General features: G+C 67.5%; 26 protein-coding genes and 2 pseudogenes. 10 read left to right on the plus strand and 18 right to left on the minus strand.

Annotated features, from left to right (window positions below; genetic code table 11):
* The first annotated feature begins 113 nt into the window (after positions 1–113).
* On the plus strand, positions 114–509 hold the full coding sequence (locus EV651_RS25050) for a hypothetical protein (protein WP_133787701.1): 396 nt from the start codon (positions 114–116) through the stop codon (positions 507–509).
* 25 nt (positions 510–534) lie between these two features.
* On the opposite strand, the gene EV651_RS41950 is transcribed toward EV651_RS25050, so the two are convergent.
* The 6 genes and pseudogenes from EV651_RS41950 to EV651_RS25085 form a co-directional block, all read right to left on the minus strand.
* Positions 535–978, minus strand: coding sequence for a hypothetical protein (locus EV651_RS41950; RefSeq protein WP_202870521.1), 444 nt, complete (start codon positions 976–978; stop codon positions 535–537).
* 335 nt (positions 979–1,313) lie between these two features.
* Positions 1,314–1,541 carry a hypothetical protein gene (locus EV651_RS25065; protein WP_133787703.1) on the minus strand — a complete coding sequence of 76 codons (228 nt, stop codon included), beginning with the start codon at positions 1,539–1,541 and terminating at the stop codon, positions 1,314–1,316.
* 94 nt (positions 1,542–1,635) lie between these two features.
* A pseudogene (locus tag EV651_RS43350) lies at positions 1,636–1,782 on the minus strand (EamA family transporter); the annotation flags it as partial.
* Positions 1,783–1,796: 14 nt separating this feature from the next.
* Entirely contained in the window at positions 1,797–2,876 is a 1,080-nt protein-coding gene (locus EV651_RS25075; protein WP_133787704.1) for an IS630 family transposase, read from the minus strand.
* A 51-nt stretch (positions 2,877–2,927) separates the two neighbouring features.
* Positions 2,928–3,819, minus strand: a pseudogene (locus EV651_RS25080) (IS5 family transposase).
* Between the two features lie 990 nt (positions 3,820–4,809).
* A complete protein-coding gene (locus EV651_RS25085; protein WP_166658769.1) occupies positions 4,810–5,724 on the minus strand; it encodes a hypothetical protein in 915 nt (304 codons plus the stop codon).
* Positions 5,725–6,190: 466 nt separating this feature from the next.
* Between EV651_RS25085 and EV651_RS25090 the strand changes: the two genes are divergently transcribed.
* Positions 6,191–6,658: an SRPBCC family protein gene (locus EV651_RS25090; protein ID WP_166658770.1), complete on the plus strand. Its 468-nt coding sequence runs from the start codon at positions 6,191–6,193 to the stop codon at positions 6,656–6,658.
* A 251-nt stretch (positions 6,659–6,909) separates the two neighbouring features.
* On the opposite strand, the gene EV651_RS25095 is transcribed toward EV651_RS25090, so the two are convergent.
* On the minus strand, positions 6,910–7,416 hold the full coding sequence (locus tag EV651_RS25095; protein WP_166658771.1) for a carboxymuconolactone decarboxylase family protein: 507 nt from the start codon (positions 7,414–7,416) through the stop codon (positions 6,910–6,912).
* Positions 7,417–8,112: 696 nt separating this feature from the next.
* Between EV651_RS25095 and EV651_RS25100 the strand changes: the two genes are divergently transcribed.
* Positions 8,113–9,447: an MFS transporter gene (locus EV651_RS25100; RefSeq protein ID WP_133787707.1), complete on the plus strand. Its 1,335-nt coding sequence runs from the start codon at positions 8,113–8,115 to the stop codon at positions 9,445–9,447.
* A 751-nt stretch (positions 9,448–10,198) separates the two neighbouring features.
* Here the strand turns inward: EV651_RS25100 and EV651_RS25105 are convergent.
* Positions 10,199–10,378: a hypothetical protein gene (locus EV651_RS25105; RefSeq protein WP_133787708.1), complete on the minus strand. Its 180-nt coding sequence runs from the start codon at positions 10,376–10,378 to the stop codon at positions 10,199–10,201.
* Positions 10,379–10,764: 386 nt separating this feature from the next.
* Positions 10,765–11,172, minus strand: coding sequence for a PaaI family thioesterase (locus tag EV651_RS25110; protein WP_133787709.1), 408 nt, complete (start codon positions 11,170–11,172; stop codon positions 10,765–10,767).
* 195 nt (positions 11,173–11,367) lie between these two features.
* On the opposite strand from EV651_RS25110, the gene EV651_RS25115 reads away from it, so the two are divergent.
* From EV651_RS25115 to EV651_RS25130, 4 genes are all read left to right on the plus strand, one after another.
* The gene (locus tag EV651_RS25115; RefSeq protein ID WP_133787710.1) at positions 11,368–11,874 is read left to right on the plus strand and encodes a hypothetical protein; all 507 of its coding nucleotides are present in this window, start codon (positions 11,368–11,370) and stop codon (positions 11,872–11,874) included.
* 114 nt (positions 11,875–11,988) lie between these two features.
* Positions 11,989–12,531 carry a GNAT family N-acetyltransferase gene (locus EV651_RS25120; RefSeq protein ID WP_166658772.1) on the plus strand — a complete coding sequence of 181 codons (543 nt, stop codon included), beginning with the start codon at positions 11,989–11,991 and terminating at the stop codon, positions 12,529–12,531.
* A gap of 224 nt (positions 12,532–12,755) precedes the next feature.
* Positions 12,756–13,322 carry a transposase gene (locus tag EV651_RS41535; protein ID WP_238157202.1) on the plus strand — a complete coding sequence of 189 codons (567 nt, stop codon included), beginning with the start codon at positions 12,756–12,758 and terminating at the stop codon, positions 13,320–13,322.
* Between the two features lie 56 nt (positions 13,323–13,378).
* Positions 13,379–14,605: an IS4 family transposase gene (locus tag EV651_RS25130; protein ID WP_133787712.1), complete on the plus strand. Its 1,227-nt coding sequence runs from the start codon at positions 13,379–13,381 to the stop codon at positions 14,603–14,605.
* A gap of 289 nt (positions 14,606–14,894) precedes the next feature.
* Here the strand turns inward: EV651_RS25130 and EV651_RS25140 are convergent, their stop codons facing one another.
* The gene (locus tag EV651_RS25140; RefSeq protein ID WP_133787714.1) at positions 14,895–15,245 is read right to left on the minus strand and encodes a DoxX family protein; all 351 of its coding nucleotides are present in this window, start codon (positions 15,243–15,245) and stop codon (positions 14,895–14,897) included.
* 784 nt (positions 15,246–16,029) lie between these two features.
* Here EV651_RS25140 and EV651_RS25145 point away from each other — a divergent pair.
* Positions 16,030–16,512 (plus strand): hypothetical protein, encoded by a 483-nt coding sequence (locus EV651_RS25145; protein ID WP_133787715.1) that lies wholly within the window; start codon positions 16,030–16,032, stop codon positions 16,510–16,512.
* Between the two features lie 179 nt (positions 16,513–16,691).
* Here EV651_RS25145 and EV651_RS25150 read toward each other — a convergent pair whose 3' ends face one another.
* Positions 16,692–17,738: a branched-chain amino acid aminotransferase gene (locus EV651_RS25150; protein ID WP_166658773.1), complete on the minus strand. Its 1,047-nt coding sequence runs from the start codon at positions 17,736–17,738 to the stop codon at positions 16,692–16,694.
* Between the two features lie 123 nt (positions 17,739–17,861).
* Between EV651_RS25150 and EV651_RS25155 the strand changes: the two genes are divergently transcribed.
* A complete protein-coding gene (locus EV651_RS25155; protein WP_133787717.1) occupies positions 17,862–18,509 on the plus strand; it encodes a TetR/AcrR family transcriptional regulator in 648 nt (215 codons plus the stop codon).
* Positions 18,510–18,537: 28 nt separating this feature from the next.
* Here the strand turns inward: EV651_RS25155 and EV651_RS25160 are convergent, their stop codons facing one another.
* Complete coding sequence (locus tag EV651_RS25160; protein WP_133787718.1) at positions 18,538–18,789, minus strand: hypothetical protein; 252 nt, start codon at positions 18,787–18,789, stop codon at positions 18,538–18,540.
* A 30-nt stretch (positions 18,790–18,819) separates the two neighbouring features.
* The gene (locus tag EV651_RS25165; RefSeq protein WP_166658774.1) at positions 18,820–19,647 is read right to left on the minus strand and encodes a nuclear transport factor 2 family protein; all 828 of its coding nucleotides are present in this window, start codon (positions 19,645–19,647) and stop codon (positions 18,820–18,822) included.
* Between the two features lie 205 nt (positions 19,648–19,852).
* Here EV651_RS25165 and EV651_RS25170 point away from each other — a divergent pair, with 205 nt between their 5' ends.
* Complete coding sequence (locus tag EV651_RS25170; RefSeq protein WP_166658775.1) at positions 19,853–20,809, plus strand: ketopantoate reductase family protein; 957 nt, start codon at positions 19,853–19,855, stop codon at positions 20,807–20,809.
* A 166-nt stretch (positions 20,810–20,975) separates the two neighbouring features.
* Here EV651_RS25170 and EV651_RS25175 read toward each other — a convergent pair whose 3' ends face one another.
* From EV651_RS25175 to EV651_RS25200, 5 genes are all read right to left on the minus strand, one after another.
* Complete coding sequence (locus tag EV651_RS25175) at positions 20,976–21,278, minus strand: hypothetical protein (RefSeq protein ID WP_166658776.1); 303 nt, start codon at positions 21,276–21,278, stop codon at positions 20,976–20,978.
* Positions 21,279–21,861: 583 nt separating this feature from the next.
* Positions 21,862–23,112, minus strand: a complete 1,251-nt coding sequence (locus EV651_RS25185) for a hypothetical protein (protein WP_133787722.1) — start codon at positions 23,110–23,112, stop codon at positions 21,862–21,864.
* Positions 23,109–23,768, minus strand: a complete 660-nt coding sequence (locus EV651_RS25190) for a LysE family transporter (protein ID WP_133787723.1) — start codon at positions 23,766–23,768, stop codon at positions 23,109–23,111. The genes EV651_RS25185 and EV651_RS25190 overlap by 4 nt, the downstream gene beginning before the upstream one ends.
* Positions 23,769–24,081: 313 nt before the next feature.
* Positions 24,082–24,459 (minus strand): DUF664 domain-containing protein, encoded by a 378-nt coding sequence (locus tag EV651_RS43355; protein ID WP_133787724.1) that lies wholly within the window; start codon positions 24,457–24,459, stop codon positions 24,082–24,084.
* A 208-nt stretch (positions 24,460–24,667) separates the two neighbouring features.
* A complete protein-coding gene (locus EV651_RS25200) occupies positions 24,668–25,570 on the minus strand; it encodes an HAD family hydrolase (protein ID WP_133787725.1) in 903 nt (300 codons plus the stop codon).
* Between the last annotated feature and the right edge of the window lie 1,253 nt (positions 25,571–26,823).

Genomic DNA, 26,823 nt, shown 5'->3' on the forward strand with positions numbered 1-26,823 from the left:
ACTCCCTCGCCGCGCGCTCGATGTCGACGCCCACCCGGCGCGGCCGGCCAGAGTGAACGGTGAGGCGTATGCCGAGCAGAAGGACTGTCGTCACTGCACTAGTAGTGGGCTTCATGGTGTCGATCGTCCACTACGTCGACAACACGGTGAACTACGACGACTACCCGCAAGGTCATGTCTTGGGACTACCTCCGCCGCCACTGGCTGGCGTGGTGGCTGCGTGGCTTGTGTTCACGGCCGTCGGAGCACTTGGCCTACGCCTGTTGCTCCGAGGCCAAGGCAAGCCGGCAGCATGGCTGCTCGGCTTCTATGCCGGCAGTGGCCTGCTCGGAGTCGGCCACTACCTGGTCGACGGCTCCATTCACATGGCGTGGTGGCGCCAACTGCACGTCTGCGCAGACATTGTTTGCGGCGCTCTCATACTCGCCCTCGCCGTTCAACTGGGTCGCACCAGTCCGTGCACGCGCAAGATCCCAACTGAACTACCACTGAAATCCAAAGTGCAGTAGGGGGATGAGTCAGTGGGATGAGTGGTCACTCTGGGCTCAGACCCGGTTCGACCAAAAAGGGCCAGCGCGGGCTGCCTGCTCGTGGCTGGCTGCGCGTTCGCCGGCGAGGTTTGAGGCGCTCGGCGATGGCCGCGATCGGGCTCGTCGGCGTTCCTGAATGGCCCACGATCCGGTTGGATATCCTTGACCGCGCACATGTAGAGCTTGCGCCCTCGTTCGTGCGATGCTCGGTGATGTCGGCCAGCCACAGCTGGTTCGGCGGCTGCGCGGTGAAGTCGCGGCCGACCAGGTCGTCGTGGACCGGCGGACCGGGCTTCTTGCCGTTCTTGCCACACGCGCTCCACAAGCCCATGGCCGAACAGATCCGCCATCCGGTGCGATCCGCCTTCAGCTCGCCGGCATGGCGAGCCTCGTCGACCAGGAACCAGCAGCCGAACGCCGGGTCATCGCGGTGAACATCGAACAACACGTTGGCCCGGCGGGCCTGCTCGAGCTCGGCATTCCGTGGGCGGCCTGGCCAGCCCCCGGTAGTACGGCTGGCGAGCAATCTTCATTACCCCGCACGTCACCGCGACAGGGAGCCCGTCGGCGGCCAGCTCGCTCACGCGGGTGGAGCCTTTCCTCGGAAGACTGGCCTGGGACAGCTACGCCGCGGCCCCGCGCAGCAGCTCGTTCTTGGCGACCTGCTCGACCGTGACTCCGGGTCCCCGACCGCGAGCCAGACGAACAACGTCATCACGAAACTCACGCGGATGAGGCTTGGGAACAGCAACATCCTTCCAGGCCACCTCTCGGCAAACCATCTCAGATGTCACCTGTCCGCGCAGCAGTCCCATCCGGCTGGTTCAGCATGTGCGTCAAGATATCGCGTTCGCTCTTCTCCAACTCATCGACGACGGCCTCGAGCAAGCCTGCGCAGGACCTGAAGAGATAGATCAGCAATCGGTGGCTGGAGCCCATCGAACCGGCGATCCGACGCAAGTACGCATCGCCGATACCGTTGACTGCAAAGCATTCGATGGCCGAGCCCAAGATCCGCTCCCGGCCAGTCTCGTGACCGTGTCGATCGCCGGCTTACGGAACGTCATGTCCTTCGATGGAAGCCGGCAGCTCAACCTCGCTTCGTTTACGACACCAGGATAATGCCTGTCGTCACAACGGCAGCGGCGGCTATCCTCCTCACCCCTAACCGCTCCTTGAAAAGCAGCGCGCCGATGATCGCCGCGAACACGACGCTCGTTTCTCGCAGCGCTGAGACGGTTCCGAGACCCGCCCTTGTCTGCGCACCTAGTGTCGCGTGTTTGAAGTTGGTTTACGGCTGATCTTGGTGAGGATGGTGTCGGCGGTCTTGGTCCAGGTGAAGGGTTTGGCGCGGTCGTTGTAGGCGTCGATGAAGTCGCGGATGGCGTCGTGGAGGTCGCCGATGGAGGTGAAGGTGCCGCGGCGGATGGCTTGGCGGGTGATGATGCCGAAGAAGATCTCGACCATGTTGAGCCAGGAGCAGCTGGTCGGGGTGAAGTGCAGCGTGATCCGGGGGTGCTTGGCCAGCCACGCCTTGACGTTGGGGTGGGTGTGGGTGGCGTAGTTGTCGCAGATGACGTGCAGCTTCACGCGCGGGTGGGCCTTCGCGACTTGTTTGAGGAAGGCGAGGAACTCGGCGTTGCTGTGCCGGGGGTAGCAGGCGTCGGCGCTGATCTTGCCGGTCGCGACCTCGAGCGCGGCGAACAGCGTGGTGGTGCCGTGACGGATGTAGTCGTGGGTCTGCCGCGCCGGCAGACCGGGTCGCAGCGGCAGCCCGAGCTGGGTGCGATCCAGGGCCTGGATCTGGGACTTCTCGTCGATCGAGACCACGACCGCGTTGGCCGGCGGGTCCAGATACAGCCCCACGACATCACGGATCTTGGGTTCGAGCTCGGGGTCGGTGGAGAACTTGAACGTCTCGATCCGGTGCGGCTGGATGTTCCACTTCCGCCAGATCCGCGCCACCGTGGCAAACGAGATCCCCAGCCGGGCCGCGAGCAGCCGCGACGACCAGTGCGGCACCCCGAGCTCGGGCGGCGGTTTCCCCTTGTCCGCCAGGGTTTCGGCCAGCACCTCGATCTCGTCGATCTGCGGTGCGCGTCCCGGTCGCGGCAGATCACCCAGACCATCGATCCCGGCCTCGGCGTAGCGGTTGCGCCACTTCACGACCGTCGGCCGCGATGACGAGGTCCGCTCCGCGATCTCGGTGTTGGGTACCCCGTCGGCGGCCAGCAACACGATCCTTGCCCGCTGAACCACCCCCGCCGGCGCCGTCGACGCCCGCGTCACCGCCTCCAACCGCGCACGATCACCATCACGAAGCCGCAGAGCCCGAGCCACATACATGCCCCCGATTCTCCCCGAACCCAAACGTAAACCAATCAACGACACGCGACACTAGGCACTGTCCTGCGGATCGTTGCGGAGCCAGAGGATGATGGCGGCGATGGTCAGTTCGGCGCGGTAGTAGGCGGCGCGTTTGGCGTAGCGGGTGGCGAGGTCGCGGAACTGTTTGAGCCGGTTGAAGCAGCGTTCGACGACGTTGCGGTGCCTGTAGCTGTCGGCATCGAAGGCCGGTGGCCGGCCGCCGTGTGAGCCCTTCGTGGCGCGGTAGGCGATCTGGTCGCTGCGTTCGGGGCAGGTGAACCGGATGGCTTTGATGCGTAGGGCTTTACGGGTCGAGGGGTGGGAGTAGGCCTTGTCGGCGCGCACTTCGTCCGGGCGGCTGCGCGGCCGTCCGGGTCCGGCCCGGCGGATGCTGATGCCGTTCAGCAGCGGCAGCAGTTGCGGGTTGTCGCCGGCCTGCCCGGCAGTGAGGATCGTGCGTATCGGCAGCCCCGCCCGTCGACGGCGAGGTGGATCTTGCTGCTCAACCCGCCACGGGACCGGCCGATCGCTTCGCCGTCGACCGCGAGGGCTTCGACCCTTCCGGTGGCGCATCCCCCTTTTTCCGGGCGCCAGCGGCATGCTGGTGCGCCCGGACGACACTGGAATCCACCGACACGATCCACTCGACCTGTCCGACCGAGTCGTCCTTGACGATCACCTCGTCGAGGATCCGGTCCCAGGTGCCGTCCGCGGTCCACTTCCGCAGCCGTTCATGGGCGGTCTTCCACGGACCGTACCGGTCCGGCAGATCGCGCCAGGGAGCCCCTGTCCACAGCTTCCACAAGATCGCATTGATCACCTGACGGTGATCCCGCCAACGACCACCACGCCCGCCCGTCGGCGGGAGCAACGGCGCGATCCGGTCCCAGGCACGATCTGTCAACTCTCCTCGACCAACCACACCAGCATCATCCGTAACACCGCCTCAGCCGATCCGCAGGACACGCCCTAGTCGATCATGGACCGACTTGGTCAGTGCGTTCCAGCTTGCGTGCAGGAGGGCTGCAGCCAGGACGATCAGCACGGTCATCGGACGCCTCGCCGAGCGCCACCACGGGACTGTGTGTGGATGATGGCGTGTGCAACATATTCAAGAAACTCGCTACAGCGCGGCGCACCGGGCAACAGCGCAACGGCCGAGGCGTCCAAGCATGCCAGCACTTTGCGGAACCCCGGCACACGTACGGTTCGTCGTTCCACTGGATGGCACTCCTTCGGGATGTACCATACGGTACGCTACCAGGCAAGGGCTGACAACCGCGATACAGCTGTCCAGCGTCAGCCGGACTGCGATCACGGCCAGGTCCGCGGCATCAGCGCCAGCCAGCAAAGGGTTCTGAGCCGCTTCGGCGTCAGTTCGGCGTTACGACAAGAATCAGCCGCCGAGTGCGGATACCGCGCACCGGCGCCACCCGCAGAGGTGCAATACGAGCGGTGCTGATCGTGGCCGGCGCAATCAGCCCTCAGGATGCTGGCGGCCGGCCCCCTCGGTGCCATCAGCACTGATCTCCGCGAGCCATCGCACACAGCAAGGCGGTCTCGGCGATGATCAAAGAGTCCGCGACACGCAAGGCAGGGTTACCGGTGACTTCCGCGGCCGCGCGAGAAGACCGACGAACGAACACGGTGTCTAGCCGCAGGCCCCGTAGGTGAGCTCGCCCTGGCAAGGGTCGGCGGCCAGGTCATCGGCCTGCACGCCGTGCCGACGGGATTGAGAACGCATCCGGCACCATCGAGCCGATGCGCTCGTACGCCGGCCAGCAGGCCTGGTGAACCCGGCGGCGCGACCCCGCTGGGCCACTCAGGCGGTCGTCGCCGACCGGCGGGCCGCCGTTCGCGAGTCCGTCTCGCATCACCTGATGCGAGACGGACCACGAGAGGCTGCTACCGGTCACTCACCGTTCAGGTAGTCCGACTCCGGAGCCCAGCGGAACTGGATCGGGTTCTCGAAGCCGGCGGGAACGTTGCCGATGGCATTGATCACGGTCGACAGACCGTTCGCGTGCCCGACGGCGTACAGCGCGCCCGTCTTCGTCGCGTCGTTCACGGCCAGCACAACCGTGCCGTACGCACCGCAGCGGTTCGCGATCAGTGTGCTCCCGGCCCAGCCGCCGGCCCGGACCTTCTTCACCACCGGCGTCATCGGCGAGGTGACCGGGATCCGGATCGTGTAGAGGGCACCGCCGCCGGTGTTGGCCAGGAAGGTGTCGTACGAGCCGGTCTGGCTGATCAGCGCCATCGACTTGACCGCCGAAAAGCCGACCGCCGAACCTGCTGCCTGGAAACCGTTGGCGACCTTCCACCGAACCAGAACGCCGTCGTTCCGCAGCCCGTAGAAGTGCGTCCGATCCGGAATGTCGGTGTCGAGCGGTCGGTAGAACGATCGCTCGATCAGCCGGTACGGCGTCCAGCCGCCACCGATACGGGTCGACCCGCCCGGGAACTCGGGGTCAATCTGATCCGAGCCGTCAGTGGTGTATCCCCGGGTGTAGAGGCTGTCGCCGATGACCACGAACCCATTCCGCGCCGAGCCCGGAACCATCGGGTTCGCGCTGTCGATGAACGTCGAGCTCAGCCGCACCGCGCCCGGCTGGAAGACGCCGGTCGTCGTGCGCTGCGGGCCCGCGGTGGGCGGGGTGGTCGACGTCACAGTCCGGTAGGTCTGACCGCCGTCGCCTGTCACCGAGCCGACATTCACCATGCAGGCAGCCGTCGCACCGCTTGGCGTCGCGGCCGCGGGCGAGGCAGCCAGGCTCGTCAGAGCCAACACCGCGGCACCCGCGAGTGTCGTCGCTTGTCGAAACATTTGAAGGAGTTCCTTTCGGTAGAAAGCCGCCTGCACATCTGAGATGCGACGCCGCACAACTTGGTTGTGCGGATGCGGATCTTTTTCGAGCACACGCGTTCGACCGGTCGCCGTCCCCATCCCACCGACCAAGCCGGCACCGTCGCCCGAACCGCCTATTCGTACGATCACCGGCAGGTCTCACACCTGAGGGGTGGCCTGATCGAGCGATCGCCTCAGGTACTGCATGCACAGGATGGACACGCCGACGATGTCATCTGGCTTGAGACGCGGCCTTCTGGTCGACGAGTGCTCGAGCAGACCGCGGGAGTGCGGAGGAATGCAGGAGCTCGGCGGCGAAGTCTTGAAGGGTTCCCACCACCTTCGCTGTCGGCAGGCCCGACGGACACCGCCCTCGCGTCGTGCAGGTTATCGGACCCCGCGATACACGTTGCGCAGACAACTGAGGAAACGTACCGTATGGTTCATGTTGGAAGTGGTCCAGAGTGGACCGGGCAGCGCTTCGGCTGCCTGGCGGGCACTCAGCGATGTCGAGTCCTGGCCGGAACTACTGCCCACGGTGAGCGAGGTCAGTCGTCGTGGTCGGCTGATGGGTACGGTCATCGGAGCCCGGTTCCTGGTCGCGCAGCCCCGGCTGCAGACAGTGGAGTACGTCGTCACGGACGTCGACCCTGGGCGCGCATTCACCTGGCGGGCGAGGGGTCCGGGGCTCACCACGACCGCCAGGCACCGGGTTGAGGCGACGGACGACGGCACCTGTCGTGTCTCGTTGTCGATTGAGTGGCGCGGAGCGGTGGCGTGGATCGCGCGCCTCGGCTACACCAAGCTCGCGGTCGACTACATGACCAAGGAGGCTGCCGCCGTCCTGCGCGTGGCGGCCGCCGCGGCAGAACGGCCCGTGCCGAAGGGCCGAGGCAGGCCCGTCGAGGACTGAGCGCCGTCCCGTCAGTCCTCTTCCGATACGGGGGAAGGCCGTGATCTCGATGGTCGGTGTGGGAACCGGGCTGGCCGAGAGGCCGGTATCGCTGGGATTGGATCCGTCCTCGAACACCTTGAGCCAGTTCCGCAGCTGGGCGACCAGGTGCGGCGCGATGCGGTGTCGCCTCTCGGCGACCCGCCAGCGCAGACAAGGGCCGGCCTGCCGCAGGTGCTCGGCCAACTCGAATCCGCGCCCGGCGAAGATGCTCAGTCGTCGCGCCCGTGAGCGCACAACACCTGACGGTCCCGGTCGAGGTGCCGTGCGAGAGCAGGTAGCCACCCAGAACGGCGGTCCTCGCGGGCGCGAAGGGTAGCGCGGGGACCAGCAGAACTGACACGGCAGTGACGGCGCCCTGCGAGAAGCCGGCGATGACGATCTCGTCGGGCGCGCAGCCACTGGTTCGGCGCCGTGACGGCATCGGCCAGCGCGAGCGCGGCGCGCTCCCCGGCCTCGTACCGTTGCGCCTCGAGCCACGCCGGCGGCAGGTCCAACTTCTCCTGCGGCAATCCTGTTTCTCCGCCTTCGGGCGTGTGCATCTCCAGGCAGTAAGCGCAGCCGTTCACCATCGAGACCCGCAGTTTCACCAGTTCGTGCAGGCGTTTGTCGATCCGGGAGCCGACCTCCCGGTTCAGTCGGACGTACGTCTGCTTGAGCGCGGACTGTTGTTCGCCGATGCTCAGGCGCCGCCGCTCGGTGGCCGGGGAGATTCTCACGACTCTGCCTCCTTGTCTCTGACCAGCCGGTACATCGAGGTCGGAGATGCCCGTACGCGGTAATCAGTGCTCCGCCTTGAAGCTGCGCCCGACCTCCTCGGCCGACGCGATGTAGTAGCGAAAGGTGTAGAAAACGGGGCGCCAGCGGCTCGTGTCCACGTACGACGTCCCTGGAATGACGAGGTCCGCTCACACGTGGACGCGCAGGGTCTCGGCGAAGACCGCGACGCAATCGTCCGCCCAGTGGGTCATGCCCGAGACGCCACTAGTTCGCTCTCGAGGCGACTGAATCCACCCAGCTTCCACTTGTCCCGCTCGTACAGGTAGAGCAGCTGGTTGTCGACGGGCACCGGATCCGACCCGGTCGTGGGTGCGATCCACTCAATCGCCTCGGTGAGATGCGGTTCGGCCAGGTTGATGACTAGTTCCGGGTTCGAGCGCAGGTTCTCAGACCCGCGACTGTCGGTACCCAGGCCAGGACGTAGGTCTGGTCGAAGGCCGCCCGACGAGATGGGCGTCAGGCTCGGGGGCTAGGGGGCTCGGGAGCGAAGCATGGCGCCGTCGCGGGGCGGAGATAAGACCCATGTTCCAGATGGTACATTTAGTCATTCGGCAGGGCCTTGCCACTTGAACGGCGACATCGGGGCCAGCCGGGCCTGATGAGGAGGGCGAGTGCAAGCACGTCGAGGAGAACCGGTGGCCGCCGGGCCGACGGGTTGCGGTGGGAGTAGCAGCGCGGCCGTCGCGGCGCAGCGTGCGACCGGGGCGGGCGACCGGGACACCGCGTGCGTTCCCGCGAACGAAGGCGTCCGCGCGTCGAGCGTCCGTGATCGTCGAGTGGTCCGCGTCCTGCTGGCCTCCAGCATGGTCAGGTCCGCGGGGCGCGGGATCTTCATGAGCGTCTTGACCGTGCACATGATCCGGTTCCTGGGTGCCACCGCGCCGCAGGCGGGGTTGGTGATCACTCTGGGCAGTCTCGCGGGTGTGATCGGCGCCTATGGCTTCGGACGACTGTCGGACCGGATCCCCGCCCGCGGCATCCTGGTCGCGCTGGCGCTGGTGGAATGCGTCTCGTTCCTGGGCTTCGCCTGGTCGCCGACGTACCTGACGGTAGTCCCGTTCGCGATGCTCTTCGGCCCGGCGAACCTAGGCAGCGGCGCCGTCCGCAGTGTCGTGATCGTCAGGGACTTCCAGGGTGAGGAGCGGGTCGCGCTGCGTGCTCGGACCTACCTCACCATGAACTTGGGCATTGGAGCCGGTGCCTCACTCGGCGCGATCGCCCTCATCAGCGACGACCCGATGGTTCCGCGGATCGTGTTGATGTCGGCAGCGATGCTCTACCTGGTCGCCGCGGGGATCAGTTGGCACCTGCCTGGCAACGCCGGGCATCGGGACGCCCCGGAGTCGTCGTCGGCTACGAACGACCCGCGATCGAAGCCGTCGAGGGACAGGCGATTCTTGGCCCTCGTGGCCCTGACCACGGTCTTCGGAACGCACATCGCCCTGCTGGAGGTGGCGATGCCGCTGTGGATCACCCTGCACACCCAGGTGCCCCGCTACCTTGTCACCGTCCTCCTCGTCTTCAACACTGCGTTAGTGCTGGTGCTTCAGATGCCCATCGCGCGGCGCTGCGTCAGTGCGTGGCAGGCCGGGAAGTGGGCGGCTTTCGGAGGCCTGGCGCTGACCGTCGGCAACGTCTCGATGTGGGCCGCCCACGGTCGCGGCAGCGCCCTGGCCGTGACCGCTCTGGTCTTCGCCGTCATCGCGCTGACCCTCGGAGAGGTGGCGGTCCTGACCAGCACCTGGACGCTGAGCTTCGACCTCACGCCCGCGGATGGCGCCGGGGCCTACCAAGGCCTGTTCACCTTCGGTTGGCAATCGGGGGTGATGCTCGGTCCCGTGGTGGTCACCACGGTCGCCGTCACGCACGGCCTCGACGGGTGGCTGGGAGTCTCGGCCCCGCTGCTCCTGGCGGGAATCCTGTTCCGCGTCCTCGCCAGCCGCCTATCGCGGGTGGCGCCCGAGCGATGACCACTCTCGCATCCGGACGCGGAGGGAGAGCCGGCTCCGCCACGGCGTCCAGGCCGGACAACGCGCACGTCGCGTGAGCGCTGGCGGACCCTGCCGCGCGCGGCGATGATCCACTGCCTGCTGGACGGCCGGGCCTGGACGGCGTCCGAGCTCGCCGTTGCCGCGGGCGTGAGTCGCTCCACCGCCACCGACCACCTGCAGTGCTCGTCGCGAGGGATCTGCTGGAGGAGGCCAGGACGGCAGGCATCGCGACCTGCAGATCGCGCACCCTGAGGCCGCCGAGTTGATCGAGCGGCTGGGGTCCTTCTCCACCGAGCGGGGTGAGCAGGGTGAGCGGGATGAGGTGATCCCGGCAAGCCACAGCTACCGCGGCCAGCGCGCCGACGCCCAGTTGCGCACGGCCCGCACTTGTTACCGCCACTTGGCCACGAACTCGGGCGTGGCGCTGGCCGACTGTATGCGCCGCGCGGGACACATCTCCGAGTCGTGGGAGCTCACGGCTGCCGGTCGGGACTTCCTCTCCGGACTCGACGCATTGCCGCACCGCACGGGCCAGCGCCCCGTCCCGGCCGTGCCTGGACTGGCCCGAGCGTCGATTCCACCTCGCCGGTGAAGCAGCCGACGTGCTGCTGGCGCGGCTGATCGAAGGGAGTACCTGGTCCCCGGCCCGGTCAGGCGACCGGTGGTGCTGACCACCGCTGGTGCCGAGGCCCTCGCTGGCGTCCTCGCGGCCGACGCCTGATGGCCGGACTCAGTCCGGAGCCTGGCGCACCAGACCGGCCACGACCGGGAGGAGCCGGTCGACATCCTCGTGACGGGTGCGCCAGTTGCTGAATGCGGCACGTACGGCGGGCCTACCCTCGTGCACGGTGGCGGTCAGGAACGCATCGCCGGAACGCGCGATCGCGTCGACGAGGCCGTCGGGTGCCATTGGGGTCCGGAAACGGACCACGTTCAACCGGACGGGCCCACCAGGGAGGTGGCGGCGAGCGACTCCAGCCGCAAGCGAACCGTGCGGTGTTGTCGTTGCACCGCCGGACGACCTCCCCGTGACCTTCGCGCCCGTACGCGGCGAACGCGTGCCACACCTGCAGGTCCCCGGAACCGCCTCGAGTTCTCCGGTGCCAGGCGCAGGAGCTGCGGGTGCGCGCCGGGACTTTAGAGGTAGTTTCTCCAGTACGCGCACGGTCGCCTCTCAGAGCGGATGCGCGGGCGTGACGTCTGAGAACGCGGGGTCGTGCTTCTCGGTTGGTGTGGGCATGATCCTCGGCCTCTCGATCGCAGGGGCGCCAACGCTCGATTCGATCGCAGGGCGTGTCAACGCTCGATCAGCCGTGCGCTGCCGTGCGCGACCGCACACGTGCTGCCCCTGCTGACGAGGATCGCGGTGCACACGGCCGTCCTTCCGGTCCGGCCGACGACCGATGCGGTCGCCACCACGTCGCCGGTCGCCGGACGCAGGTAGTCGATGCTGACCCCTGCGGTGAGGACCCGCGCCCCGAGGACCGAGCCGGCCGCGAAGGTGATGGCGTTGTCCGCCAGATAAGCCAGCGCTCCGCCGTGCACGAACCCGTCCTGCTGCCTCAGGTCGTCGTGGTTCGGAAGTTCCAAGGTGGCGGCGCCCTGGCGGAACTCGGTGATGCGGCAGCCCAGGAGGCGGCTGAACGGTTGGGCGTCGAGAACGCGTGCGGCGTCCTCCATGGTCAAATTCAGTGCGGAATCCATCCCGTTAAGGTACCGGATGGTACACAGACTATCTCTGCGCTGCGCCAGTGTGTACCATCTGGATAATGCGTACGGATGATGAGCCCGCCAGAACCAGACGGACGGGCGGCAGAGATCACTTCAGAAGGCGGTGGCGGCGATCAGCGGCCCGCGCCTACTTGGCGGCGGGCTACGCGGCCGCAGTACCCCGCACGAGTGGACCGGATGATCCTGGTCTCGCCGGGTCCGCGGGACTGGCGGGACGACTCGCCGAACGCATTGTTCGGATACCTGGCGGGTGCCCAGAAGCGGCATCTCTTCGGCCTCGCGCTGCAGCCGCGACCGTTGACGACCTACGTGTTCGCGCACCTGGACCCGGCGCGGGCCAGGACTGTGGTGTCCGACCCCGAGGCCGACGCCATCAGCGACGAACTGCAGCGCGGGGCCAGCCCGGCGCTGTACTGCATCCCGCCGTGGGACCCGCCGGTGGGCTCCACGGGCTTCTACCGGATGCAGTCGGGGCCGCTCCCTCCGGGGCAGGACGAGTCCCGCGAGCTCCAGCGCAGTCTGAAACAGCTCGACGTGCCCACGATGATCCTGAAGGGCTCGTGTGGCTACATGTTTTGGCGATCGGTGATGAAATACTGGGAATTGATCGGGCGGCCGTCTGTTACGTGGAGAGAGCCGGGCACGACCTGCTCGCGGAAGGCCAGGACCTGGTAGAGCCACTCGTCCGTGGGTTCCTGCGTTCCGGCTCGACGGGCCCGAAGAACGGGCCGCCTTTCCGGCCGCCGTCCTATCAAGGGGCTGAGGATGTCTGGTGACCGAGGGACTCGGGTGGATGAACGCAGCGACCGATTCACGATCCGGGCGATGGGACCCGCCGATGTCGACCTCCGCATCGACTACTTCCACGATGCGAGCGACGGGCACCTCGCCCTTCTGGGGGTCGGTCGGGCACTCCTGCCCCCACGCGTCGAGTGGCGCCGGGCCTACGAGAAGGACTTCGCCCGCCCGTTGCCCGAACGGGAGCATTACGGCGTGCTCTGGCTCGTCGACCAGGACGTGGTGGGCCTCAGCACCGTGGACCGCATCTCCTTCGGGGACGAGGCGTTCATGCACCTGCATCTCCTGCACCGCGAGGACCGCCATCGCGGCTTGGGAACGCAATTCGTCGCCCTGTCCGTGCGGCACTACGCGGAGGTACTGCAGCTACGTCGGGTGTATTGCCAGCCGAACGCGTACAACACCGCGCCGAACCGCACCTTGCAGAAGGCGGGATTCCGCTATCGGTGTACCGTCCACTGCGCGCCGTCAGCCATCAACACGCCGCAACCGGTCACGCGCTGGCTCTGGGAGCCTGAGCCCGGGCAGCGGTAAATGAGGTTAGCGCCCGCGTCTGAAGAGCTCAGCGCGTGCTGCGGCCACCTCCAGGCGCTGGCTCAAGGTGGCCCCGGGGGCCACCGGTAGCGAACTGCGGACCTGGTCGCGACGTTGCGGGCCATGACGCAGACGCACTCCTTGACGACGGCGCCGGCGTAACCGCCGAGCGCCCAGACGGCCCGGTCGTCGCCGCGCTGCTCGAGGTCGGTGTCACGGTGGTCGTGATCTCCCGGAACCAGGTCAAGAACCTGCGCGGCCGCTACGAATCGGCCGGGAACAAGGACGACCGGCTCGACGCCTTCGTGCTCGCCGACACCCTGCGCACCGACAGGGCCCGGCTGACGCCGCTGTCTCCCGATAGCCCCGCCACCGTCATACTGCGCCGGGCCTGCCGCGCCCGCAAGGACCTTGTCGCTCACCGGGATCGCGACCGCCAACCAACTCCGCGCGCACCTGCGCGACACACCTTTCCGGGCGCGGTCGGCCTGTCGCCGAGATCGGCGACTGCCGAGCCAAGGTCCGTACCCCCGGAGCACTGGCACGCCTGGCCGGCGTCGACCCGCCAGTCCGGCAAGCTCAGATCCGTCGCCTTCCGATGGGCCTGCGACAAACAACTCCGCGACGCCGTCACCGACTTCGCCGCCGACAACCCGCCACGGCAAGCCCTGGGCAGCCGACCTCAACCAACGCGCCCGCGACCGCGGACACGACCACCCCCACGCCGTCCGCATCCTCGCCCGCGCCTGGCCGTTCGTCATCTGGCACTGCCGGCAAACAACACCACCTAGACCACACCTAGACCCAATACCGTTCAGTTAAGGTTGCAGTGCTGTAGTTTGGTCGCATGCCGCGTGGTGGATGGAAGAAGCCGGTGTCGGAGCGGCGCCTGTCGGACCTGGTGTCGGTGGGTGTGCTGACGCGGGTGTTCCCGCCGGCGCTGGTGGATGAGGTGATTGCTGGGGTCGGTCGGACCGAGCAGCGCCACCGTTCGCTGCCGGCGCGGGTGATGGCCTACTTCGCGATCGGGATGGCGCTGTACTCCGAAGGTTCCTACGAGGACGTGCTCGCGCAGTTGACCGACGGGCTGTCGTGGGCCTTGGGCTGGACGGAGACCTTTCGCCCGCCGAGCAAGTCCGCGATCTTCCAGGCGCGGGCGCGGTTGGGTGCCGAGCCGTTGGCGGCGCTTTTCGAGCGGGTCGCCAGACCGGTCGGGACGGCCACGACGCCGGGGGTGTGGCTGGCCGGGCGGCGTCTGGTCGCGATCGACGGGATGTGTCTGGACGTGGCCGACACGAGCGCCAACCACGAGTACTTCGGCCGCCCGGGGGTCGACAAGGGCGAGCAGGCGGCGTTCCCCCAGGCCCGGGTGGTCGCGCTGGCCGAGTGCGGCACCCACGCGGTCTTCGCGGCCGAGATCGGCACCTACCCCGAGTCCGAGGCCGCCTTGGCCGAACGGCTCCTGGACAGGATGGTGCCTGGGATGGTGCCGGGGATGGTGCTGACCGCCGACCGCGGCTTCTTCTCCTACGCCCTGTGGCGCAAGGCAATCGCGACCGGCGCCGACCTGTTGTGGCGGATCCGCACCGACAAGTCCGGGCCCAAGCCGATCCACCTTGAGGATCTTCCCGACGGCTCCTGGCTGGCCCACCTACGTCAGACGCACACAGCCGCGGCGCGGCGCGAGGAGCCGATGCTGGTCCGGGTCATCGACTACACCATCGATGACGGCCGGGACAACCCCACCGCCTACAGACTCTTCACCACCTTGACCGACCCCGACGAGGTGAATGCGACCGATCTCGCCGCGGCGTATGCCCAGCGGTGGGAGATCGAACTGACCTTCGATGAGTTGAAGACCCACCAGCGCGGACCACGCACCGTGCTGCGCAGCAAGTCCCCGGACCTGGTACTCCAAGAGATCTGGGGCCATCTGTGCTGCCACTACGCGATCCGCTCCCTGATGGCCGAGACCGCAACCCATTCCGGGCACGATCCGGACCGGGTCAGTTTCGTTGCCGCGCTGCGGATCACCCGCCAAACCCTCGCCCACCCGGGCGCGTTTTCCCCCTGACCAGCACGGCCGCGACAGCCCCGGCTGGCCGGACTTCCTCCGCCGACTACTCCGCCGGCTCAACCCCACCCGAAGACAGCGCTCCGCGCCCCGCGTCATCAAACGCAAGTACGTCAAATGGCACGTCAAACGCGCCCACCACACCAACTGGCCGCAACCACAACAACCAGCCAGCTACGCGGTGATGCCACACTAACTGAACGGTATTGCACCTAGACCGCACCAAACACAACGCCCTCCAACGCATCCTCAACCCCACCAACCAGCAGGCGGGTTGACACAGGACCTCTCATCCGCCGGCACCCAGTCCGATGAGCACCAGAGCGATGGCCGGTGGGGTCAGGTAGGCGAGTGGGAAGACCGCGTGACTCGGCTTGTGTGCGCGGAGGACGGTCACGATCGCTCCTGCGAAGTAGAGGAACAGACCTGTCGCCGCGGCGACCCCGATGGGGCGCACCCACAAACCCACGAGCAGACCGACTGCGCCGGTCACCTTCAACAGACCCAGGCCCGGCCACCACGAGCGGGGCACCCCGTAGAGGTCCAGGTTGTCGGTGACGAAGGCCTTGCGCGCCAGCAGGGCGAGCCCAGACACGCCGGCCATCAATGCACCCAACGCCATCACAATGTTCGTTGCCATTCCTACTCCTTCAAGTCCTAGATGAACCAAATGGTACATCTAGGATCCAAGGAATGACGATTCGTGGAACGGGTGGCACGAGGCTTGCCCACGCGCGCCCTTATCGGGACCGGTTCGTCGGCGCCCGTGCCAGTTGCACGAAGGGTCCATACATCGCTGCACCTTCTGGCGAGCACGCGTGAGCAGCAGGTCGTGCAACAGGCCAGGTGCGACCGCCAGGTGGAGGCGGCTCAGTGCCCGCCCGCCTTCGTCGGGCTCCCCGTAGAGCGGGGCGATCTCGTTCAGCCAGACCTGGACGTTCTCGGCCCTCAGCGCCGTCTCGTGCGGGTCGGCGTGCGGGCGGCGTGCATGGCAACGCTGCTCAATTCGAAGCACAGGGGTCCGTAGTCGCGCGCATTCTCGGCGACGCGACACCAGAACGTATCCATAACCTCGACCGACGGACGCCGCTGGCCCAGCGTCTGCAGGACCCCGTTGTTGCTGGGCCAGCAACCGCTGCACCACCGACTCGAGCAGGACCTCGCGGCTGTGAAAATGGTCCAGCAGCGTCCGATGGCTGCACCCGACGCCGTTGGGATCGCGCGAAGGCTGGTCCGCCATACGCCCACGCGGGTGAGGTAGTGCATGGCGCGCTCGAGCAGTTGTTCTCGGCGCCGCGCCGCTCGTCGCTGCTCCCTTATGACAGCGCTACGCGCCTTCTGCCCGCGTCAACAGCAACCCGTGCGTGGTGGCTCAGATCCTGGCCCCTGCAACGAGGAAGACCACCCCAACCGGCTGCCCCACCATGGAAGGCGAGCCGGGTCGCGGCGGCCTGCCCGAGCCCGCCGCCAGCGGCGATGCTGGTCGTGAAGAGACCCTGGTACTCGCCCGCGCGCGCCTCGGGGGTGAGCGCGAAGCTCAAGCATCGCGATGCGGCGAGAACCTCCACTTCCCCGACGACAAGAAGGCGATCGACGTGACGAGTACGCCGACGGTCAATGTTTGGCTCGTCAGGTTGGACGTGCACCCCGGCGATGCCGACGCGATCGAGCCGGGTGCGGCGTGCCGCCGGCAGTTGGAGCGCCACGACCAGTGCCGTCGGGACGCCACCAGTGCGGAGTGCAGTGCGCTGCCCGCCCTACCGGCCGAGAGGACCAGGACGACCGCGGCGGTCATGACCGGTGGGCTCGTCCTACCGCCCAGCAGCCACAGAGCAGCGCCTTCGAGCATTAGCACGGACAGCAGCACCGGTGGGTTCCCGTGGTCGGACACTCGTCCAACGACGTAGCCCGACACCGCCCCATCGCGTTCGGCAGGGACCAGACGGAGCCGACCGCGCCTGCCGAGAGGTGGGCCGCGTGCGCGAGGTGGAGCGCGCTGAACACCCCAGTCATATGGCGCGGCTCAACGTGCACGCGAGTCCGCGCAACGGGTTCAGTCGTGCTCCCTTCTGCTCACCCGCGGGGCCTATTTGGTCGGAACCGGCAGCAGCCATCCGTGAGCGTCGGGTAGGGTCCCGAACTGGATTCCGAGGAGTTCCTCGCGCAGGGCCACGGTGACCGGGCCGGCATCCGCGCCGGAGATAGCCACCTCCTGGCTACCGTCCACGAGGTGCGTCACCGGAGCCAGGGTTGCGGCCGTCCCGGTGGCGAAGACCTCGGTGATGCGACCCTCGGCGCAATCGACGAGAAAAGACTCCAGCTCGATGTGGGTCTCCAGTGGAGACATTCCCCGACCGGCTGCGAGCTCGAGGACCGCGCGCCGCGTGACACCGTCCAGCACCGTACCGAGTTCGGGTGTCAGCAGCCGACCGTCGTCGCGCACCGCGAAGATGTTCATTGTCCCGCACTCGTCGACGAACCGCCGACCATCGCGCTCGACGCTGTAGAGCACCTGGTGGCAGCCTCGACTCTGCGCCTCCCGCTGCGGTAGCAGGCTGGCGGCGTAGTTGCCGCCGCACTTGGCGGCGCCGGTTCCCCCGACCCCTGCCCGGGAGAACTCGCGGGAGACGAACAGCCGCAGCCCCGCCTGGGCATTGGCGAAGTAGTCCCCGGACGGGGAGGCGATGACATGGAACGTCGCCCGGCGCGCCGGCCCAACGCCCAGCCGGCCCTCGTTGCCCAGCAGGAACGGGCGGACATACAGGGTGTGCCCGTCCTGCGAGGGCACCCATCGGTGGTCGACCGATACCAGGGCGGTGACGGCGCGCAAGAAGAGGGCCGTGGGCAACTCCGGCATCGCCAGCCGCCGCGCCGATGCGGCCAGGCGAGCAGCGTTGTGTTCCGGGCGGAAAAGCGCGATCGAGTCGTCCGGCTGTCGGTAGGCCTTCAAGCCCTCGAACACCGCCTGGCCGTAGTGCAGGACCGTGGCACTCGGAGAGAGGTGTAGGTCGCCGAAGGGGAGCACCTGAATGTCGGTCCAGCCGCGGTCCTCTTGCCATTCGGCGAGGATCATGTGGTCGGTGAACACTTCGCCGAAGGCTGTTTTGGACTCGAGTTGGGTTGTTCGGTTCAATTCATCGCTCCGGGTGATCGACTGTGGTTGTGGTAACGCGAGTGTTCCAAATGGTACAACACAATCTCCGATCCGCCGCGAGCCGAGTACGTCACCCGTGTTCCAGATGGATATGCTGAACCCATGTCAGAGGAGGCCAACGAGGTCCGACGCGGTGACGGGCGGGAGCGGCTTCTCGCTGCCGCGGTCGCACATTTCGCGGAGAACGGGATCGGCGACGCGAGCCTTCGTCAGGTCGCTGCCGCGATCGGGACCAGCCATCGGATGCTCATCTACCACTTCGGCAACCGCGAGGGCCTCCTGACCGCTGTAGTGGGGGAGCTGGAGCACGCGGAGCGGGACCTCCTGGAGTCGATCCTCGCTCGGCCGGAGGTCGAGGGCCGGCGACTGGCTTGGGAGTTCTGGACCCATGTCGCCGACGTGGTCGATATCTACGGGCCGCTCTACTTCGAACTGACGAGCAAGGCAATGCACGGCGACGACCTGGATGCGCCGTTGCGCGCCCCCAACGTCGCCGTGTGGGTCGCCGCCTTGACCAAAATGTACGTCGCCGCCGGTTTCCCGAAGAGCCAAGCGCTGGTGCTGGCCCGGTTCAACCTCGCCGCGGCGCGTGGCCTCCTGCACGACTACCTGCTGACCAGGGACCGGAAGGCCGTCGACCAGGCCATGGCCATGTTCGACTGGCTGGTGTACCGGACACCGAATCCCGTGGCCTCGGTCGCGCGGACGTCCCGCCGCTGGGTGTCGCCCACAGAGCCGCAGCAGTCTTAGGGGCCCCGGTGAGTGCCCGCCCGGCAAGTCAGGCTCCGGTCAGGGCAGAGAGCAGTTGACGAAACGAGTCCTCGGTGTCGCGAACATGCGCCCGACGAGAACGAGAGACGATCGAGCCGCTCAATGACGACGAATACGCGCCGATCAGCCACGCGAGTTGGCGCGCGCTGCGGACCTTCCCGCCCAGTCTTCTCACACGGCGGTCATTCCGGGCTTCGTGCTCGCGAACCTCGCGGCCAACCACATCGCTGCCCAGCCGATCATGTACCGACTTCGCCACCGTGCGGGAGGCTGAGTGCGAAAGCGAGGTCTATTGCGCCGACGCCTTTCGATAGGCGTCCTTCGACTTGATCCTCACCCCGTCGAATTCCCAGAGGTCCACGCCGGGGACGTGGACGCGCTGGCCCCCATGCCCGACCGAAGCATACTGCCAGCGGGTCAGGGCTCGTGACCCATCGATCCAGATATCGTCCTCCCGGAGTTCCGGCGCCACCGTTCCCCCTGCGGACTCTGCCTCGACCATGATCACCCGCTCGAACGCGCGCCGCACGGCCGCAGCTCCTTCGAACACCTCACCCGGGCCCGGCCCGAGCGATGCCGCGTAGCGCGGTTCGGGATGCATGAGGTCCATGAGTCCGTCGACATCACCGGCTCGCCACGCCCGGTCGAAGGCCATCAAGGCCCTCTTGCGGGCACCTTCCAAGGATCCATGGATGTCACCGAGGTAGGCGTCATTGTCGGGAGCAGACGTGTCCAGGACGTGCCGGACGTAAGCATCACGTTCGTGATCGACAACCACGAGTTCGTGCACGCAAACCGTCGGGCCTCCCGGTTCGACAGGGACGAACGCCCCTGGATCGGACAGGTCCGCGCGCCACAGTTGATGATGCAGGATGTCCGCATGCCACGTGTCGCACAGGAGCCACACGGCTTCCTCGCCATGGTGGAGCATGGCGAACCCAAGCCCGGTTCCCTGCCCGTTCATGAGCGCGCGGCGCACCCGTTCTTGAGCAGCGGCACGCACCTCCAAGGGGATCGACTCCTGGGTGAGTGACAGTCCGTAGAACTTCACGGTCCACCCGGACTGCTCCAACAAGCCGTAGTACTCGGTTGTACGAACCCTGAAGCTCTCAGTCACAGCTGTCCTTCCCCGAAATCGTCCATCAACTAGCGAAGCCGGCAGTGTTCCATGCGGAACATGCGTTGTACAAGTGGCGCGTTCGTTCGCAGCTGCAAGGCGCTTCCCTCTGTGTCCCATTTGGTACACTCGCCTTTCGCCACCTCCACCCGGACTTGGGATAGGGCAGCCACGACTGCACTGTCCACATCAGATGGGAGACGCCGTGACCCGTTTCATCGTCGTCGGTCTGGGCGCGATCGGCGGCACGATCGCCGCCCGATTGCACCAGAGCGGGCATGAGGTGCTCGGTGTCGCGACAGGTGCCCATGCCGCCGCCATCGCCACTGACGGCCTACTGGTCAAGGACCCGGAGGAGCACCTGCGCTGCCGGTTGCGGGTGACGCACTCGCTCGCTGCCGCGGCAGCGAAGGCAGACGACATCGTGATCGTCGCCACGAAGAGCCAAGACACTGCGAGCGTGCTGCGGTCCCTGCCAAGTCCCGACATCCCGGTCACCATGGCCCAGAACGGCATCGCCAATGAGTCAGAGGCACTGCGTTGGTCGGCACGTGTCGAGGGCATGGTCGTGATGAGCCCGTGCGTCTACCTCCAGCCAGGCATGGTCATCCAGCATGCATGTCGCCCGTTCGGCGTGCTCGACGTGGGCGCGTTCCCCGGCGGGGTGAGCGAGGTGAGTCGAACGGTGGCGGACGCGCTCACCGCGGCGGGGTACCTGTCGCGGCCGGTGCCCAACGTCACCGCGTGGAAGACCGCAAAACTCCTGACCAATCTCGGCAACGCCGTCGAGGTGGTCTGTGGCCCTCAGACCCGCGGCGGACCGCTCACCCGTCGCCTCGAGGACGAGGCGGAGGCCGTGCTCGACGCCTCTGGCATCGAGCGAGTGGGCAGCCAGGAGGCCGCCGAACGCGCGGCCCTCCTTCGCGCCGTCGAGGTCGACGGCCAACGCCGACCCGGCGGCTCGGTCTGGCAGAGCGCATGGCGGAACGCCGACACGGAGGTCGACTACCTCAACGGCGAGATCGTCCGGCTCGCGCGCCAGGCCGGCCGGGAAGCTCCTGCCAACGCGATAGTGCAGGCGTTGACGCATCAGGTCACCTCGGGTCGGATTGCCATCGGCAGCGTCCCCGAGCAGGAGGTCCTGAGCATGGTGGTTCGATGAGGATGCTGGTCCTGCGCCCGATCGCGGCCGGCGGGTGGTGGAGGCACATCAACGTGGGTGCCTCGGACGCCTCCAGCTGTCACCGGAGCCACGCGAGCTGGGCATCGCCCGGCCGGGCTTCGTCGACCTGTGTTCTGTCGGCACCCTCGAAGAGCGAGTCCAGCAATCAGGAACCTGTGGCCGCGGTGTTCGATCTCGGTTGGCGCCCGTCGGTCGAGAGCGGCGACGAAGGCCGCACGTACGTCGTGGTTGCCGGAGCACACCGCCAGCCCTCGGGCCACCGGTCCAGCCACGCCACCGCCTGCTCGTATCCCGGCTCCCCTCCGTGGTCGGCGATGTCACCCGTGGCAACGAGTAAGTCCGGGCGTGGATCCATCGCGACGAGGTACTCCAGCACTGCCTGAGCGCCCTCGGCCGCCTGGCCTTCCGCATTCCGAAGCGCGTCACTGGCATGGGCGATCACGCGCATGCAGCCACCCGGCCACTTCGCTGCGCCGCGGTCGTGCGGCGTGCCGCGCAAGCCCGTCACGGGACGAGGCCCGAGCTCGCCGCGGCGTATTTCGTGAGGTTGAGCAGTTGCCGTCGCGCCATGACCAGGCCATCATGGTCGCCAGGTCGGCGAGCGGCCGGCACATCGCATCAACCACGTTCAACACCAGCCGCGTCCGGTGCGGCCTACGGGAGTCACCCGATAGGTCATCACCACGCCCATGATGCTCGCGGCCGGAGTCCACGGCGAGGACCCGGCCTCCCGCCGAAGCCGAGAGGTCCCCCCCCCCCCCCCCCGCGGGGCTCGTCCACGTGCATGGATGTGCGGGTGCGGGGTGATCGACGGCCACGGTTGTCCAGCCATTCATAGGAGTACGGCGCCAGCCGCACCTGCGCCATCCAGGCCCAGACCACGTGGGCGGGGTTTCAACCGTGACGCCCCGCCAAGCGGACAAGGTCAGCCGGCCCCGGAGATGGTCGTCGCACGGGTATCGGTCGGTGACGTCCGCGACGTCGACACCCCACCGGTCCCCGCTCATGCGAAACACCCCATCCGCTGTTCCTCACTCGTCGCTGTCCGCCGGGGCCTGGATCCCGAGGACCGACGCACTGGCGAGGATGAGCCCCGCCATCGCGAGCACGGATCCACCTGTCGCCCCAGCACCGTCCAGCACCACGCCCACGAGCGGCGTGATGGCTGCGTTGATCCCCATGCCCATTGCGTTCACCCAGCCGAACGCTTCGGCACGGCGGCCGGGTGCGGCCGCGGTCAGCACCGCGGCGCCATGCAGGGCGAGGCTGGGGGCGATCCACAGGCCTGCCGCAGCGAGGGCGCAGGCCACCAGCACCAATGAGTCCGACAGCGCGGTCACCGCCGCCAGCAGGCCCAGGGCGACAGCCATGGCCGCCATCCGTCCGCTGAGCGGCCAACGCCCGATGGCTACTCTGGAGGCCAGCAGCCCGCCCGACATCGATCCGCAGGCGATGGCTGCCTCGAGCCAACCCGCGGCCGCTGACCGGCCGGCATCGACCGACACGGTCACTCCGACCAGGGTCATGGCCGTCAAAGCGGCCAGGAGGAGACCGTAGGCGAGCGCCAGGCGGAGCAGTGCGCCACGAGCGCCCAAACCGTTCTTGGCTGCGGCGCTCGGGGCGGCTGCGCTGGTGGCCTCTGGCAGTTCTGCCCGCTGCGGCCAGGCTCGAGCGCGCCGCAGCACCAGTGCGAACGTCAGGGACCCCACGCCCGCCAGTCCCCCGACCACCATCAGCGCCCCCGACTCGCTGGCGAGCGCAAGCACGAGCATTGTGGCGGGTGGTCCCAGGATGAAGATGAGTTCCTGGTACGTCGCCTCCCAGGTCAGCACCCGGGTGACCTGCGCGCCGTTCGGGGTCAGGATCGGCAGCGCGGCTCGGAACGCCGGGGCGACGGGCGGCAGCAAGGTCCCCGCGGCCAGCGCGAGCGCAACCGCAAGGGGCCACCAGTCCCGGCCGACCGTAGCGGTCATCGCACCCAGGACCATCAGCGCAACCGCGTAGGCGGTACCGCACTTGAGGACCGTGGCCACCGCAGAGCGGTCCACGGCCCTGCCGCGAAGGGGTGCCGCGAGTCCATTGCCCAGTGCGAGGCCGCCTATGACGAGGCCGGACAGCGCATAGGAGCCGGTCCATGCCTGCACCGCCAACCCAATGGCCAGATTGGTCGCCGTGGAGTGCAGCCGCCCGACGAGCGCGGCGGCCACTAACCCCTTCAACCTGTTGGGGAAGCCGCGCCCGGTCTCATCCGTCGAGGCGACCCGTCGGCTGGCGGTGGTCACGCGATCACGCTCCGCAGGACGAGGGTAAGCACGAACCCGGCTGCGGTCAGATAGCTCAGCATGCGCCCGCGCAGGCTAGCGGTCAGCCACCGGAGCCGCAGCCCCGCGGCAACCAGGCAGAGCCGCCATGCCGCAGATGCCAGAAGCGCGCTGATGGCGAAGACGGCCCCGATCGAGAATCGCCCACCCGCTGGGTCTAGGGCGACCGCCACCTCCGTTCGCTGTTCCCGCTGAACAACGACGGAGCAGAAGTAGACCCGGGTGAGCGGGTTCACGAGCGTCAGGCCCAGGAAGGCGAAGTATCTGGGCTGCAGATCCCGCCGGTCTCTGTTGGGCGCGCCTTCTGCATGAGCCGTGAAAGCACATGTGAGCATCTGGGCGCCAACGCCCATAAGAACCATCGCACTCAGCAGCTTGAGCGCCGGGATCAGGCTGACGGGCCCCTCCCGGAGACTCATCCCGCTCAGCGCGGCTGCGAGGGCGTAACCGCCGTCCGCGGAGGCAACCCCGAAGACTGCGGCCGCGCTGGCTCGGAATCCGCTACGAGTCGCGAGCGTCACCAACATGGTCCCGACGGCACCCACGGGCATGGCAATCGCGAGCCCGGTCGTGGCCTCGGATGGCATTGCGGGCCGTACCGTGGCCAACCAAGTCACGATTGCACCTCCGAGTGTCCCATTCGGTACAGTTTACTCAGATCGGCTGAATGGGCGACAACTCATCTCCAGGTCATCGATCACCGGCGCCGCCTGTCCGCATGGTCGTACGGGTCGGGGGTGCGCACTCCCCCGCCGACCCCCAGCCGACCTAGGGAATACCTGCTGGTGCACCGGATCGAACGGGAACGACCCATCGACTGGGCAGCCTGCCGTGCCGGCGGGCAGGCCACCCCCGCTGCCCGTCATCGTCCACGTTCATGAGTGGCATCGAACCAAGCTCCGTGACGACTCACCAACACCGAAGCTGAGCTCATCCGGGACCAGTGCCCAACTCCCGAACGGTTTCGAGGTGGCCGGCATGACGTGCGCATTCGGCCAGGACGTGGAAGCAGATACGCTTCGCAGTGGGCGGGTTCTCGGAGAACCTGCCCACCCGGGCGCGCTCGCCCAGGTCGTGCGGTGTGAGTATCGTGCGCGCGCCCCGTCCCACGTCGCGGAGTGAGGTGGCGATGGCTTCCGCCGTTCGTTCCTCGGGCACCTGCCAACGCGGAACGACGCCTTTGAGGGCCGGTGGGATCCTCGACGTCCCTGTCCCCCACGCCTCGGCCACCTGTTTCTCGAGGAAGCCACACACGAACCATCGTTGCTCCATGTGGTGCAGGTGGTCGAGAAGTTCGATGGGGTCCACCCGGTGGGCAGCCGAGAGCGGCGCTGATCTCCGTCAGCGAGTCCACAGGCGCCCACGCTGGCGTCCTCACGCAGCCAGTCCAGGTAGGCCCCCACCGATGACCACCACCCGCACCATGCTTGGCCGGCTCGCGCGGATTACGGCTCTTGCGACGGTCCACGGTGATGGAGCGGAGATGTACCCACGCCGCCGACCGGCCCCAGCGCGATCAGAAGGGGTAGCGATCCCGACGGCGTCCGCCGAACATCTGCGCGGCTGGTTCTCCGCCGAGCAGGAGCCTGTCCAGATGCGATAGCGCGACAGCTAGGCCGTTCTCGTCCGCGCCAGGCACCACGATGTCAGCCATGCTCTTGACACTTCCGGGCGCGGACCCCATCGCGACCGCGATGCCCGCGACCTTCATCGCGTCGAGATCGTTCTCGCCATCACCGACCATGGCGATCCGATCCAAGGGAACGTTCACGTGGTCGGCGAGGACCGACAGCGCCGAGCCTTTGGACACACCGTCAGCGGTGAAGTTGGCGAAGACGAGATCAGGGGCCCACGGCGTCGAGGCTGGCGACAACTGCAATTCCGGCAATGCGCGAAGCATCGGACCCACCCGATCCCAGTGCTCACCTCGCACCAGACAGACCGCGCTGGTGATCTCATCCGGAACTTCAGCCGTGCTGATTCCTGCCGCGGCGACGCCCAGGTGATCAGCATGCAGACGCACATCCGGAGTCAGCTCGAAAGCTCCGAACCCGTCACGCCAGTAGAGCTCAAGTTCCAACGGCAACTCGGATGCGGCACGGCTCAGCGCCTCGACGGCGACAGCGCTCAAGCTCGAGCACCAGATCTCCTGACCGTCCGAACCCGACACCACCGCCCCACTTTGCGAGACGTGCAGACCGGCAGGGTCGACGCTCCGTGCCAGCTCAGCAGTGGCGCCGGCCATGAGACGCCCCGTGCACAACCCGATGCGAGCGCCCAGGGCGCGCGAACGCCGAAGGGCACGCCAGGCGCTTTGCGGCACTCCGTCACGACTGAGGAGAGTCCCGTCCACGTCGATGGCGTAGATGGCCCGTGGACCGGGATCCAGACCGAGCGACGCGACATCAGACCTGTGCATGTCCCGGATGGTACACGCATGTGTAGAAGTCCGCCGACAAGCGGCCCCAGCAGCACCAACAGCCGTCGCATCACCCAGGGATCACCGTCCGCGCGCCCGACCCAGGCAGGCTGAATTGCACGCGGTGCATGGAGGACGTTACGCAAGGCGGCCACCGATCACACGCTGGTAAACGTAGCCTTGACCCGCGCTGAAAGGTGGTTTGGGTTCCTTGGGGAACGCTGAGGTGAGCGCATCGGCAACGGTGCAGGAGCCGACCCCGTGCCTGCATTGCTGCCCCAGTTTCGACAGCCCGGTCTTGGCGTCGCTCAGTCGTCGGCACTGACGCAGTCATAACCGTACGATACGTGCTCGCCACCCCGGACCCGACCAGGCTCGGCGCGCGGAGGATCCCCCCGGTTGCTCGTTCATCCTGCATCACCCCTGTCCTGATGACGTACCGTATGGTACGTCAGGTACGGCGACGTCGGAAGATCCCGGAGATACGATAATCAGCACCTCATCCGCAGCCGACTCTTCCCGCGTCGATCAGGGATCTGACCACGCTGCCGCGCGTCGACTACCAGGACGCGTTCGTCACCCGGCTACGGCCCGCGGCACCGGAGACGGCCGAGCAATGGGGGGGAAGCGTACTCGGTGACATCGCCAGGCCGACTCGGGCGCAGCTGACGGTCGCCTGGCTGGCACTGGGGTCATCGGGTAAATCCGCAGCGTTCCGGCCGGATCGCGGATGGACGATCAGATGGCGATCCGACCATCACCTCGTGCTCCCTCATCGGCTTCGAGGGTGAGCTGATTTCGCGCGCTCTGAGGGCCGATGGCGGTTCGGGAAGATCGGGCGGTTCGACATCAGGGTGGCGCGAGCAGTGTGGACTGCCGTCGCACCAGCACACTGGGAGCGCGTGCTGGCTCTGCTCGAGGACGCCGAAGTTCGCCGACGGTCGGGAGAGACAAATACCAGGAGACGGTCATCGTGAGAGCACACCCATCGCGTTGTACGGCCGGGAACCCGAACCCGCTGAGTCGCCACATGAATTGTTCCACATGGTACATTGACTCTCGTGCCGCAATCGGAAGGGTGCCTTCGTCGGGGCTGGCCGGTTGACGGGTTCCTGTCCCGGCTCGCCGGGATGCAGTTGATCCTCAGCTGTGCCGAAGGGTGCCTCTCCGGCGTGATGGTTCTCTACCTGATGCGAGCGCGTGGTATCTCAGCCGGCGAGGTGGCCGGAATCCTCACCACCATGGAGGTTTCC

The sequence above is a fragment of the Kribbella sp. VKM Ac-2571 genome (assembly GCF_004362255.1).
In the GTDB taxonomy this organism is placed as follows: domain Bacteria; phylum Actinomycetota; class Actinomycetes; order Propionibacteriales; family Kribbellaceae; genus Kribbella; species Kribbella pratensis.